Origin of the sequence: Marisediminitalea lipolytica (assembly GCF_001758465.1) — a bacterium.
Classification (GTDB): domain Bacteria; phylum Pseudomonadota; class Gammaproteobacteria; order Enterobacterales; family Alteromonadaceae; genus Alteromonas; species Alteromonas lipolytica.
This window is the reverse complement of the sequence record NZ_MJIC01000015.1, coordinates 414,198-425,461: the sequence shown is the minus strand read 5'-3', so window position 1 is coordinate 425,461 and position 11,264 is coordinate 414,198. Positions and strand designations below refer to the sequence as shown.

Genomic DNA, 11,264 nt, shown 5'->3' with positions numbered 1-11,264 from the left:
CTGGCCAGCCGTAAACGCTGGACGGTGGAAATCAGAGCACCAGAATAACGCACCACATTCAGGCAACGCACTGTTTTGGTTAGCATTTTTGACCAGAGTTTAACCAACACACTGACGAATCACTTGCAGTGTTTTATCCAGCGCACCGCTATTTTTTACTAACACCTCATAACCGGAATAACCTGCACGTTCTGCTATTTCAGGTGCAGAACACCAGCTGTGGAGAAGTTCTGCTATGGCCTGACTGTCTTGTTTAATAAACAACGCACCAGACTCAGCTAATTTCGCGCAGATTACAGGGTTATTATAGGTATTCGGTCCCATGATCACGGGGAGCTTATTGGCCGCAGGCTCCAGAGCATTGTGCCCGCCGCGATCGGCGATACTGCCCCCTACAAAAGCAAAGTCAGCCACAGTATAAACCGCATTAAGCTTGCCCATTTCGTTTACTAATACGACATCGCAATCTGATGGAATCTCAGTGATATCGGTGGTTTTGACCATGGACAATCCCGTTTTACCGATCAGTTTTGCTACCGTATCAAAACGTTCCGGATGACGAGGAACCAGTATTAGCATTAGCTCGGGAAAATCTGCTTTAAGTGACTGGTAGCTGTTTAACAGAACCTGCTCTTCCGGCTCATGAGTGCTGCCACCGACCAGAATTTTACGCGCGCTGTTTTCCAACCCGAGAAAACCCGACTCCCCCGACTCTATGGCTGACGCCTGATCAAACTTAATGTTGTTGGTGAGTGTCAGCTTCGTTTCGGGCAGGCCTAAAAAGCGATAGTTGGCATAGTCCCGCTCCCCCTGCGCACAAACATGTGAGAGCTTATGCAGCATAGGCTCAAATAAAACGGGGAATTTCGCATACCGACGGGCGGAGCGGTCGGTCATCCGCGCGTTGATAACCAGAATCGGAATATCCCGTTTCCAGCAGGCATGGATCATATTAGGCCAGAGCTCTACCTCTGTAATAAACACTGCGCTGGGTCGGATCCGTTTTAGCATTCCGGCCATTGCCATGTGTAAATCATAAGGCAGGTAAAAATGGTGAACCTTGTCGCCAAAAATCGCCCGCACTCTGGCAGAACCTGTTGGCGTAGTGGTGGTAACGATGATTTGGCGGTCAGGTTGCTCCTGCATAATACGTTTAATTAACACCGATGCGGCAACGACCTCACCCACAGAAACACAGTGAAACAGATAACCATCGGCTTTTGGGGCGTGCGCAACATAGCCAAAACGTTCAAACCGACGTCGGTTATAATCCTGTTGCCGCGTCAGGCCACGTTTTACCAGGTTTAAAAACGCAAAGGGAATAATCAGCGCAAGTACGCAAGAGTAAAACCAACGAAAGGCATCCTGATACCACTTAGGGGAATATGTTGTGTCTTTCTTACTCATGCTGCCTTTTGTACCATTGTGCTTACCGTCATCAAAATGTCGTGAAAGTTTGTTTAGCTAACCGCCAGGTTTTTCTTTTTGTTTTTGTTGCATGTCTTCACACACGTCTGCTGCCACCCAACCCGCTGTGCTGATTGTCAGGTTAAGTGCAATGGGCGATATTGTAATGGCCTCAGGCCTGCCGTCCAGCTTAAAACAGCATTTTGACAACCGTGTGACCATTAGCTGGCTGGTTGAAGCCCCCTATGCCTCGCTGGTTGCCAATCATCCGGACGTTGACAATGTGATTACCTGGCCTAAGCAAGAGTGGCGTAAACTAGCGCAAGCAGGGCGTTACCTGGCACTGATAAAAGCCATTTTACGCTTCAGAAAAATGCTGAAAAGCTATCATTTTGACATGGTGGTAGACGCCCAGGGATTGCTAAAAAGTGCACTGCTAGCCATATTTACCGGCGCCCGTCGGCGTGTTGGTTTTAACAGTAAGGAGCGCAGCCAATGGCTGTTAACCGAAGTTTATGACAAACCCCTGTCCAATGACATCAGTAGCGAATACAAGTTTCTGGCCAGCCAATTCAGTGATACGCCTTTTCAACTAACACTAAACCTTAGCAACGAAGACCGTGTCGCGGCGAAAGCACAACTCGAAAAATCAGGTATAGAGTCACCCTATCTGGTCATAGCACCATTCACTACCCGTCCGCAAAAGCACTGGTTACTGCCTCACTGGCACGAACTGCTGACAACACTGGGAAAAGCCGGCCATAAAATAGTCGTACTGGGCGGGCCTGCGGATAAACATCAAGCAGCACAGTTAACCCAAAATTATGCTCATTGCGTTAGCCTGGCTGGTTCACTCAGCATTACTGAAAGTGCGGCGGTGATTGCCCAATGCCAGGCGCTAATCGGGGTCGATACGGGTTTAACACACATTGGTATGGTCTACCAACGCCCTACTATCGCGATTTTCGGTTCCACCCGACCGTACACGCAAACGCAAAACCCGGCAGCCAGAATCCTCTACGCTGATATAGCCTGTGCACCTTGTAAACGCCGCCCTACCTGTGACGGCAGATTTGATTGCATGCAGGCGGTGACCCCGCAAATGGTGCAGCAAACACTTGAGGGCTTACTGTAACTATGCGTATTTTACATATAGAACTTGGCAGGCATTTATATGGCGGTGCCAAGCAGGTGGTTTACTTAATCAACGCCATTTACCAACAAGACCCATCAATCGAGCAACTGCTGGTATGCGCCGAAGGCAGCGAAATTGCCAGGCAAAATTTACCCGGCTGTACAATCCACGCGCTGCCCTATGCCGGCGAGCTCGACATCAGTATTTTATGGCGATTAGGCGGGCTTATTCGGGCAACCAGACCCCGTATTCTGCATGCACACAGCCGTAGAGGTGCAGATCTATGGACTGCAATCATGGCTAAACGCTCGGGTATCCCGGCAGTCTGTACCAGACGTGTGGATAATCCTGAAGCTGGCATCGCCAGCGCTAAATATGCGCAGTACAGCGCAGTGGTAAGTATTTCCGAAGGGGTCAGAAAGGTTGTTTCGCAACGCTGTCCTGAAAAAGTATTTCAGCAGGTGATTCATTCATCCGTAGACCTCACGGAGTTTGCACATAAACCGGATAGAGCGTGGTTTAACAACCAGTTTGACATCCCCCCCGGCTTTCTCGTGGTGGCTAACTTCGCCCAGTTGATCGGCCGGAAAGGACAAACAGAAATCATCAGTGCAATGCAGGACGTGGTGAAATTGCATCCGAACACGATTTGCCTACTATTTGGTAAAGGCAGCCTGGCCCAGGAATATGAACGTCAGATTGAGCATGCCGGCTTGCAACACAACGTGCGCTTGTGTGGGTTTACTAACGACGTCGCCAGAATTCTACCTAATATCGATCTCATGGTACATCCAGCGCATGCAGAGGGGCTCGGCGTTATTCTGTTACAGGCCGGTGCGTGTAATGTGCCGGTGATTGCCAGCCCATCGGGTGGCATTCCTGAGATTATTATCAACGGGCAAACAGGTTGGCTCACGCCGGCGGGAGAATCCAAACTGCTGGCAAATGTCATTTTTGAAGCCCTAGAGGATCCGCATAAACGACAGAAATATGCAGCCAACCTGTTCCACCACGTAAGCACGCACTTTTCCACAGCAGCTATGGCTGCTGACTATATAAGATTATATTCACAACTAAGCAGATAGACTGGCTGGAGAGCACGGATAAACCTCTTTATACTGGCTTTTGTTTATGCCGGCTAGGAGTTACCGTGAGTCAGCCACTTCGTTCTGTCACCCAGCTTATTATTACAACCGTCTGCTTTCTGTTTAGCCTTAATGCACAAAGTGCTACCAAGCCCTATGCAGCAGCTGAAAAAGAGCTGATGGTGCCGGTGGAAGGTGGCAGGATTTATGTTCGGCTAAATGGCGTGGCAAAGACTGACAAAGCGCCGGTAATATTTATTCATGGCGGGCCTGGCGGCACCCACAATGGCTTCGCGGGAATGACCGGGCTGGCAGACGAGCGCATGGTCGTTATGTACGACCAGCTCGATAGCGGTAAATCAGAACAACCCAACGACCCAGCAAACTGGCGGGTAGAACGCTTCGTCGAGTCCATTGAAACCATTCGACAGCAGTTAGGGGTTGAGCGCTGGCATGTGGTAGGGTATAGCTGGGGTTCGGCTCTGGCGCTGGAGTACAGCGCTAAATACCCACAACACACGGTATCGACCGTACTGGGTGGTACTTTTATCTCAACACCACACTGGATCATGGATGCGAATCTGTTAGTAAAAGCAGCGCCTGAAGCAGTTCAGGAAACCTTACGTATGTGTGAATCTTCACAGCCACCAACAGGCAATGTTTGCCGTACCGCCTATACCAGACTGTATTCAGCACACTATACCCCGGGCACGCCGAGTCAGGCAAAACTGGAATATTATAAAAATGTCGGCGGCAACGGATTTAACCCGCTTATTTATCAAAAAATGTGGGGGCCCAGTGAGTTCTCATCTACCGGCGTGTTAAAGCATTATGATGCCACACATTTGCTCGCGGACATCGACGCTAACAAAACCCTGTTTATGATTGGCCAGTATGACTCTGCCCGGATCGATACCGTTCAGAATTACCTTAAACTAACTCCAGGTGCAGAATTAGCCGTTGTGCCTGGAGGCGCACACGGTTTTTACACTGACAGGCCGGTCATAACTGAAGCCATTTTAACCAGCTGGCTTAGCAGACATGATCCTGAATAAGTAAGCGCTACGGCAATGGTATTTGTTCCGGAAGCGGGTTATGCAAGAAAAAAGAAAATTTACCTGCTGTTTATTTTTGACACAATCTTAAATTTTCGTAGAAAGACAAAATAAAACCATAATATTCAGTAAGATAAAAAAAATTATCAAACTCACTAACAATTAAACTCCAGAGATAAACTAATCTCAGAGGCTTAGACCAACTCATCCACCATAAACAGCCAAACACCAACTTAAAGTATAGCTTAAAGCTGCCTGAAGCATGCTTTAATTTATATAGGTAAATTCAATACACCTTTATATTCAATACATTAGATTAACCTAATTAAGATTAGGCAAACTTAATCTATTATTAAACTTTAGACCAATAAAATATAAGTTTACCTACATTTCAGGCACAAAAAAGCCGCTCTAATGAGCGGCTTTTTTTAAACGCTTAGAAAGTAGCGATTAAACGCCAGCTTTCTCAACAACGTCAACCAACATCCAAGATTTGTTCTTAGAGATTGGTGCACATTCGCGAACAGTAACTGTATCGCCTTCGTTGCACACGTTGCTTTCGTCGTGAGCGTGCAGTTTAGTAGTTCGCTTGATGAACTTCCCGTAGATAGGGTGCTTAACAAAACGTTCTACCGCAACAGTAATGGTTTTATCCATTTTGTTGCTAACCACACGACCTTGTACTGTACGAATTTTTTGCTCAGTCATTACGCATCAGCCTTTTGAGTCAGAATGGTTTTAACACGCGCGATGCTGCGACGCACTTTCTTCAACTGGTCGGTTTTTTCAAGCTGGCCAGTTGAATGCTGCATGCGTAAGTTGAACTGCTCGCGTAGCAGGTTTAATAACTCTGCATTCAGCTCTTCTACGCTTTTTTCTTTCAGTTCAGCTGCTTTCATTACATCACCGTCCGAGTTACAAAGGTTGTTTTAAATGGCAGTTTTGCCGCAGCCAAAGAAAACGCTTCGCGTGCCAGAGCTTCAGGAACACCTTCCATCTCATAAAGAACACGACCAGGTTGAATTTGGCATACCCAGTACTCAACGTTACCCTTACCTTTACCTTGACGAACCTCAAGAGGCTTCTCAGTAATTGGCTTGTCAGGGAAAACCCGAATCCAGATTTTACCTTGACGCTTAACGTGACGAGTCATGGCACGACGTGCAGCCTCAATTTGGCGCGCAGTCATTCGACCACGACCAACCGCTTTAAGACCGTAAGTACCAAAGGCAACAGTAGCTCCCGCAGCTGTACCGCGGTTGCGGCCTTTGTGCATTTTACGGAATTTCATGCGTTTTGGTTGTAACATGATTAGCCCTCTCGCTTAGCGTTGCGGCCTTTCTTCTTAGGTTGAGCTGGCGCTGCCGGCTCTTGAGTTGTAGGTAAACCACCTAGAACTTCACCTTTGAAGATCCATACTTTAACGCCGATGATACCGTAAGTAGTAGACGCTTCAGAAGTCGCGTAATCGATATCCGCACGGAAAGTGTGCAGAGGAACACGACCTTCACGGTACCATTCAGAACGTGCAATCTCTGCACCGCCTAAACGACCGCTAACTTCTACTTTGATACCTTTTGCGCCAAGGCGCATTGCGTTTTGAACCGCACGCTTCATAGCGCGACGGAACATTACACGGCGTTCCAGCTGGCTTGAAATGCTGTCAGCAACTAACTGACCATCCAGCTCTGGCTTGCGTACTTCAGCAATGTTGATCTGAGCAGGCACACCGGCCAGCTTAGACACATAGTTACGCAGCTTTTCAACGTCTTCGCCTTTCTTACCGATAACCACGCCTGGACGAGCAGTGTGAATTGTCACACGGATGCTCTTAGCAGGACGCTCGATCACGATTTTAGACAGTGAAGCGTTTTTCAGTTGTTTTGTCAGGTACTGACGTACCTGATGGTCATTGTACAGGTTATCTGCATAATCTGCGGTATTAGCGTACCAGGTAGAAGTCCATGGTTTACTGATACCCAGGCGTATACCTGTAGGATGTACCTTCTGTCCCATTATCTACTCCTAGTTATCCGCTACAACCACAGTGATGTGACTGCTACGCTTAAAGATACGATCCGCACGGCCTTTAGCACGTGGCTTGATACGTTTCATAGTTGGGCCTTCGTCAACGTAGATCTTAGCGACGCGCAGTTCATCAATGTCTGCACCTTCGTTATGTTCTGCGTTAGCGATTGCTGATTCCAGAACTTTCTTGATCAGCGTAGCGCTTTTCTTAGGGCTGTACGTTAAAAGCTCAAGTGCTTTTTCTACGTGCATACCGCGAACTTGATCCGCAACCAAGCGTGCTTTTTGAGCCGACGTGCGGGCAAAACGGTGTTTAGCTAATGCTTCCATCTTCCTACCCCTTAACGTTTAGCTTTCTTATCCGCGACATGGCCGCGGTAAGTACGCGTTGGCGCAAATTCGCCCAACTTGTGGCCGACCATTTCGTCACTTACGATGACAGGTACATGTTGGCGGCCGTTATGGACTGCAATGGTCAACCCAATCATATCTGGGATGATGATAGAACGACGTGACCAGGTTTTAATTGGTTTACGTTCGTTCTTTTCCACTGCAGCCTCTACCTTCTTCAGCAAGTGAAGGTCGATAAATGGACCTTTCTTGAGAGAACGTGGCATGGTGAATCCTCGCTATTATTTATTACGACGACGTACGATAAGCTTATCGGTACGCTTGTTGCTTCGGGTTTTCTTACCTTTAGTAGGAACACCCCAAGGAGTTACTGGGTGACGACCGCCAGAAGTACGACCTTCACCACCACCGTGTGGGTGGTCAACCGGGTTCATTACAACACCACGAACGGTTGGACGAACACCACGCCAGCGGCTTGCACCAGCTTTACCTAATGAACGAAGCATGTGCTCTGCGTTGCCCACTTCACCAATGGTGGCGCGGCAATCAGATAATACTTTGCGCATTTCGCCTGAACGCAGACGTAAAGTAACGTAGTTACCGTCACGAGCCAGGATCTGTGCGTTAGCACCAGCAGAACGTGCAATCTGTGCACCTTTGCCAGGCTTCATTTCAATCGCGTGTACAACGGTACCAACTGGCATGCTGCGCATAGCCATAGCGTTACCCGCTTTGATAGGCGCATTTGGACCAGATTGGATTGCGTCACCAGCCTGGATACCTTTAGGTGCCAGGATGTATTTACGCTCACCGTCTGCATACAGTACTAATGCAATGTTTGCAGAACGGTTAGGATCATATTCTAAACGCTCAACTTTCGCTGGGATGCCGTCTTTATTACGTTTAAAGTCAATTACACGGTAATGTTGCTTGTGACCACCACCGATATGACGTGTAGTAATACGACCATTGTTGTTACGGCCGCCAGACTTGCTGTTTTTTTCCAGCAGAGGTGCATAAGGTGCACCTTTGTGCAGATCAGGGTTTACAACCTGAACTACGTGACGACGACCGGCAGAAGTTGGCTTAGCTTTCATTAATGGCATTTCTAATCCCCTTCTTACTCAGCACCACCGACGAAGTCGATGTCCTGACCTTCTTTAAGCGAAACGTACGCTTTTTTCCAGTCGCTGCGTTTACCGAAAGACATACCGTGACGCTTGGTTTTACCCTTAACGAGTACAGTACGAACCGCTGCTACTTCAACTTCAAACAGTTTTTCAACTGCTGCTTTGATTTCAGCTTTGTTCGCGTCTTTAGCTACTTTAAATACAACTGTGTTACCCGCTTCAGCAGCCATAGTAGACTTTTCTGAAACGTGTGGTGCCTTAAGCACTTTTAGTAGACGTTCTTCACTCATGCTAACGCCTCCTCAAGTTGTTTCACTGCATCAGCAGTGATAAGTACTTTTTCAAATGCAATCAGGCTGACCGGGTCGATACCTGCTGCGTCGCGTACGTCAACCTTGTACAGGTTACGAGCGGCCAGGAACAGGTTTTCTTCAACTTCTGGAGTTACGATAAGAACATCGTTTAATTCCAGTTCGTTCAGCTTAGCAACCAGAGCTTTAGTCTTAGGTGTGTCAACACCGAACTTCTCAACCACTACCAGACGATCTTGGCGAACCAGTTCAGACAGGATGCTCTTAATCGCACCACGATACATTTTTTTGTTAACTTTTTGGTCAAAGTCACGAGGCTTGGCAGCAAATGCACGGCCACCACCAACCCAGATTGGGCTGCGGATAGTACCTGCACGAGCACGACCAGTACCTTTTTGACGCCATGGCTTCTTACCACCACCACGTACTTCAGAACGTGTCTTTTGTGCTTTAGTACCCTGACGAGCACCATTGCCGTAAGCTACAACTACCTGGTGAACCAGGGCTTCGTTGAATTCACGTCCAAAGGTCGCTTCGGATACTTCAAGAGCGCTTTGCGCGTCTTTCAATGTTAATTCCATCAGTTCAACTCCCAGACGTTACGCTTTAACAGCTGGTTTAACGACAACGTCGCCACCAGTTGCGCCAGGTACGGCACCTTTAACCAGGATCAGGCTGTTTTCTACGTCAATGCGTACAACTTCCAAAGACTGAGTGGTGACTTGCTTGTTACCAAGCTGGCCAGCCATTTTCTTGCCTTTGAATACTTTACCTGGTGATTGGTTTTGACCAATTGAACCAGGTGCACGGTGTGACAGAGAGTTACCGTGAGTCATACGCTGTGAACTAAAGTTCCAACGTTTGATAGCACCGGCAAAACCTTTACCTTTAGACGTACCAGTTACGTCAATTTTCTTGGTGTCGTTGAAGATTTCAACAGTGATTTCACTGCCTACTTCAATGTCGGCACCTTCGTTATCTTCCAGGCGGAATTCCCAAAGACCACGGCCAGCTTCAACACCAGCTTTAGCAAAGTGACCTGCTGCAGCTTTGTTTACGCGGTTCGCTTTTTTGGTACCTGCAGTAACTTGCAGTGCGCGATAACCGTCAGTTTCATCAGTGCGTAACTGAGTAACACGGTTAGGGGTCGCTTCAATAACAGTCACAGGGATAGACGTGCCATCTTCAGTGAAGATGCGAGTCATACCCACTTTACGACCGACTAGACCAATCGCCATTGTTATTACCCTCTCTTGTTAGCCCAGGCTGATTTGAACATCAACACCAGCAGCCAAGTCCAGACGCATCAGCGCGTCAACGGTCTTGTCAGTTGGTTCAATGATGTCTACCAAACGCTTATGAGTACGGATTTCATATTGATCACGCGCGTCTTTATTAACGTGCGGAGAAATCAGAACTGTATAGCGTTCTTTGCGAGTAGGCAGTGGAATTGGACCGCTGACCTGAGCACCAGTACGTTTCGCCGTTTCAACGATTTCAGCCGTAGACTGATCGATCAACTTGTGATCAAACGCTTTTAAACGAATACGAATTCTTTGATTTGGCATCGATTAAGCTCCAATCGAAAGAACAAAAAAATCATCTCCTCACTCCCTTTTATTCTTGGGACGAAAAGATGTGCGTATAAACCAGTGATTCCCAATTGGAATCTTGTTCTTGTCTCTGACACGCCCGCTACGTCTTAACGACGTTGCTTTGGCGACCACCCTAAAAGCAGTGTGGCTGCGGCCGAAACCATGCACCTTATGTTCTAGACACAGGGCAAGTGGGCGCGAATTATACAGATTTAATGGGGGTATGCAACTGTTAGTTTGTCTTTTCTTTAGACAACAGGTTTTTTCGTGGCTCAGTCACACAATAAAAGCCTGAGTTTACTGATATCTTCACAAAACCCGTTATTTTTCTAGTCAGTAGGACAGTTATATCTGTCGCTCCACTTATTTAAGCTTGTAGACCCAATTCGGGATTCAATTAAACGGAGAATACTATGTACGAACTTTCTATTGCGGAAACTCATGAGGTAAACGGCGGTGTAATTCCTTTAATCATTGCGGCTGTTGAAATTACTAGCGGCCTTATTGGCCTTTATGAAGGCGGTAAGGCTCTCGGTCATTATCTTTATAAATAGGAAACGGAATTATGCGTGAATTAAATACAAAAGACGTTGAGACAATTTACGGCGGTCACCCTGTACTGATACTAGCGGCCTCTGTTCTGGGTAGAGCTGGAGCTGTTGCTGGTACAGCAGCATTTATCTATTGGCTTCTTGAAGAGTAAGGAAAATCTTATGACTTTGATTAAAAACAGTGAGTTAGAGGCCGTTACTGGGGGCATATTGCCCGTAGTAGCATACGGCGTTTACTTTGGTTCTGCAGCACTAGGTAGTTTCGCAGCGTCCGTCGGTTTCGCTGTAGGAGCGGAAATGGCGTTACGAGAAAAGAAATAGAAAAAATGCACTGCTTTAGCAGTGCATTATCTCTAATCTGTCAAAAGGATTTATCATGAACCCCATAATAACAGTCATCCTCACCATTGCAGTTTTATTAGTCTCATGGTCAGCGAAGATGACTTTAGACGAGTTTGACCATAAAACGCTACTGGCGGCAGCATTATGTTTTTTATACCTCTCAAATCTTTACAGGTTGATAAAAAACCCTACAAGAAAAATTGAACTTGCACTTTCAGGCACCGGTGGCCTTATTGCACTTCTTTTTTTGATAATCATTTAGGAAAGTAAACTT

Annotated in this window: 18 protein-coding genes; 6 read left to right on the top strand and 12 right to left on the bottom strand. The window is 47.2% G+C overall.

Annotation, left to right across the window (positions count from 1 at the left end):
- Positions 1-99: 99 nt before the first annotated feature.
- A complete protein-coding gene (gene waaA, locus BFC17_RS16440) occupies positions 100-1,407 on the bottom strand; it encodes a lipid IV(A) 3-deoxy-D-manno-octulosonic acid transferase (RefSeq protein WP_070177567.1) in 1,308 nt (435 codons plus the stop codon).
- Between the two features lie 91 nt (positions 1,408-1,498).
- Between waaA and BFC17_RS16435 the strand changes: the two genes are divergently transcribed.
- From BFC17_RS16435 to BFC17_RS16425, 3 genes are all read left to right on the top strand, one after another.
- Positions 1,499-2,542, top strand: coding sequence for a glycosyltransferase family 9 protein (locus tag BFC17_RS16435; RefSeq protein WP_070177566.1), 1,044 nt, complete (start codon positions 1,499-1,501; stop codon positions 2,540-2,542).
- A 2-nt stretch (positions 2,543-2,544) separates the two neighbouring features.
- Entirely contained in the window at positions 2,545-3,627 is a 1,083-nt protein-coding gene (locus BFC17_RS16430) for a glycosyltransferase family 4 protein (protein ID WP_070177565.1), read from the top strand.
- 65 nt (positions 3,628-3,692) lie between these two features.
- Positions 3,693-4,682, top strand: coding sequence for a proline iminopeptidase-family hydrolase (locus BFC17_RS16425; protein WP_070177564.1), 990 nt, complete (start codon positions 3,693-3,695; stop codon positions 4,680-4,682).
- 450 nt (positions 4,683-5,132) lie between these two features.
- Here BFC17_RS16425 and rpsQ read toward each other — a convergent pair whose 3' ends face one another.
- From rpsQ to rpsJ, 11 genes are read right to left on the bottom strand one after another with little or no spacing between them, the layout of a single operon-like run.
- The gene (rpsQ, locus tag BFC17_RS16420) at positions 5,133-5,390 is read right to left on the bottom strand and encodes a 30S ribosomal protein S17 (protein ID WP_070177563.1); all 258 of its coding nucleotides are present in this window, start codon (positions 5,388-5,390) and stop codon (positions 5,133-5,135) included.
- Entirely contained in the window at positions 5,390-5,581 is a 192-nt protein-coding gene (rpmC, locus tag BFC17_RS16415) for a 50S ribosomal protein L29 (RefSeq protein WP_070177562.1), read from the bottom strand. Before rpmC ends, rpsQ begins: the two co-directional genes overlap by 1 nt.
- A complete protein-coding gene (rplP, locus tag BFC17_RS16410) occupies positions 5,581-5,991 on the bottom strand; it encodes a 50S ribosomal protein L16 (RefSeq protein WP_070177561.1) in 411 nt (136 codons plus the stop codon). Before rplP ends, rpmC begins: the two co-directional genes overlap by 1 nt.
- 2 nt (positions 5,992-5,993) lie before the next feature.
- Positions 5,994-6,698, bottom strand: a complete 705-nt coding sequence (gene rpsC, locus BFC17_RS16405) for a 30S ribosomal protein S3 (protein WP_070177560.1) — start codon at positions 6,696-6,698, stop codon at positions 5,994-5,996.
- 9 nt (positions 6,699-6,707) lie between these two features.
- The gene (rplV, locus tag BFC17_RS16400) at positions 6,708-7,040 is read right to left on the bottom strand and encodes a 50S ribosomal protein L22 (RefSeq protein WP_070177559.1); all 333 of its coding nucleotides are present in this window, start codon (positions 7,038-7,040) and stop codon (positions 6,708-6,710) included.
- 11 nt (positions 7,041-7,051) lie between these two features.
- Positions 7,052-7,327 (bottom strand): 30S ribosomal protein S19, encoded by a 276-nt coding sequence (gene rpsS, locus BFC17_RS16395; protein ID WP_070177558.1) that lies wholly within the window; start codon positions 7,325-7,327, stop codon positions 7,052-7,054.
- Between the two features lie 15 nt (positions 7,328-7,342).
- Positions 7,343-8,167 carry a 50S ribosomal protein L2 gene (rplB, locus tag BFC17_RS16390; RefSeq protein ID WP_070177557.1) on the bottom strand — a complete coding sequence of 275 codons (825 nt, stop codon included), beginning with the start codon at positions 8,165-8,167 and terminating at the stop codon, positions 7,343-7,345.
- 14 nt (positions 8,168-8,181) lie between these two features.
- Positions 8,182-8,481, bottom strand: a complete 300-nt coding sequence (rplW, locus tag BFC17_RS16385) for a 50S ribosomal protein L23 (protein WP_070177556.1) — start codon at positions 8,479-8,481, stop codon at positions 8,182-8,184.
- Positions 8,478-9,083: a 50S ribosomal protein L4 gene (gene rplD / locus BFC17_RS16380; RefSeq protein WP_070177555.1), complete on the bottom strand. Its 606-nt coding sequence runs from the start codon at positions 9,081-9,083 to the stop codon at positions 8,478-8,480. Before rplD ends, rplW begins: the two co-directional genes overlap by 4 nt.
- Positions 9,084-9,101: 18 nt before the next feature.
- Positions 9,102-9,740, bottom strand: a complete 639-nt coding sequence (gene rplC / locus BFC17_RS16375; RefSeq protein WP_070177554.1) for a 50S ribosomal protein L3 — start codon at positions 9,738-9,740, stop codon at positions 9,102-9,104.
- A gap of 18 nt (positions 9,741-9,758) precedes the next feature.
- A complete protein-coding gene (gene rpsJ, locus BFC17_RS16370; RefSeq protein ID WP_010179497.1) occupies positions 9,759-10,070 on the bottom strand; it encodes a 30S ribosomal protein S10 in 312 nt (103 codons plus the stop codon).
- A 440-nt stretch (positions 10,071-10,510) separates the two neighbouring features.
- Here rpsJ and BFC17_RS22630 point away from each other — a divergent pair, with 440 nt between their 5' ends.
- The 3 genes from BFC17_RS22630 (at position 10,511) to BFC17_RS16365 (ending at position 11,252) form a co-directional block, all read left to right on the top strand.
- A complete protein-coding gene (locus tag BFC17_RS22630; RefSeq protein WP_175439588.1) occupies positions 10,511-10,651 on the top strand; it encodes a hypothetical protein in 141 nt (46 codons plus the stop codon).
- A gap of 11 nt (positions 10,652-10,662) precedes the next feature.
- On the top strand, positions 10,663-10,800 hold the full coding sequence (locus BFC17_RS22625) for a hypothetical protein (protein WP_175439587.1): 138 nt from the start codon (positions 10,663-10,665) through the stop codon (positions 10,798-10,800).
- Positions 10,801-11,024: 224 nt separating this feature from the next.
- Entirely contained in the window at positions 11,025-11,252 is a 228-nt protein-coding gene (locus BFC17_RS16365) for a hypothetical protein (RefSeq protein ID WP_070177553.1), read from the top strand.
- Positions 11,253-11,264 lie beyond the last annotated feature (12 nt).

Bases quoted from the DNA above. Each gene is read 5' to 3' on its own strand.
- rpsQ (WP_070177563.1), bottom strand. From the start codon at position 5,390: ATGACTGAGCAAAAAATTCGTACAGTACAAGGTCGTGTGGTTAGCAAC.
- BFC17_RS16435 (WP_070177566.1), top strand. From the start codon at position 1,499: ATGTCTTCACACACGTCTGCTGCCACCCAACCCGCTGTGCTGATTGTC.
- rplC (WP_070177554.1), bottom strand. From the start codon at position 9,740: ATGGCGATTGGTCTAGTCGGTCGTAAAGTGGGTATGACTCGCATCTTC.
- rpmC (WP_070177562.1), bottom strand. From the start codon at position 5,581: ATGAAAGCAGCTGAACTGAAAGAAAAAAGCGTAGAAGAGCTGAATGCA.
- rpsJ (WP_010179497.1), bottom strand. From the start codon at position 10,070: ATGCCAAATCAAAGAATTCGTATTCGTTTAAAAGCGTTTGATCACAAG.
- rplV (WP_070177559.1), bottom strand. From the start codon at position 7,040: ATGGAAGCATTAGCTAAACACCGTTTTGCCCGCACGTCGGCTCAAAAA.
- BFC17_RS16365 (WP_070177553.1), top strand. From the start codon at position 11,025: ATGAACCCCATAATAACAGTCATCCTCACCATTGCAGTTTTATTAGTC.
- BFC17_RS16430 (WP_070177565.1), top strand. From the start codon at position 2,545: ATGCGTATTTTACATATAGAACTTGGCAGGCATTTATATGGCGGTGCC.
- rpsS (WP_070177558.1), bottom strand. From the start codon at position 7,327: ATGCCACGTTCTCTCAAGAAAGGTCCATTTATCGACCTTCACTTGCTG.
- BFC17_RS22625 (WP_175439587.1), top strand. From the start codon at position 10,663: ATGCGTGAATTAAATACAAAAGACGTTGAGACAATTTACGGCGGTCAC.
- BFC17_RS22630 (WP_175439588.1), top strand. From the start codon at position 10,511: ATGTACGAACTTTCTATTGCGGAAACTCATGAGGTAAACGGCGGTGTA.
- rplD (WP_070177555.1), bottom strand. From the start codon at position 9,083: ATGGAATTAACATTGAAAGACGCGCAAAGCGCTCTTGAAGTATCCGAA.
- waaA (WP_070177567.1), bottom strand. From the start codon at position 1,407: ATGAGTAAGAAAGACACAACATATTCCCCTAAGTGGTATCAGGATGCC.
- rpsC (WP_070177560.1), bottom strand. From the start codon at position 6,698: ATGGGACAGAAGGTACATCCTACAGGTATACGCCTGGGTATCAGTAAA.
- rplB (WP_070177557.1), bottom strand. From the start codon at position 8,167: ATGCCATTAATGAAAGCTAAGCCAACTTCTGCCGGTCGTCGTCACGTA.
- rplW (WP_070177556.1), bottom strand. From the start codon at position 8,481: ATGAGTGAAGAACGTCTACTAAAAGTGCTTAAGGCACCACACGTTTCA.
- rplP (WP_070177561.1), bottom strand. From the start codon at position 5,991: ATGTTACAACCAAAACGCATGAAATTCCGTAAAATGCACAAAGGCCGC.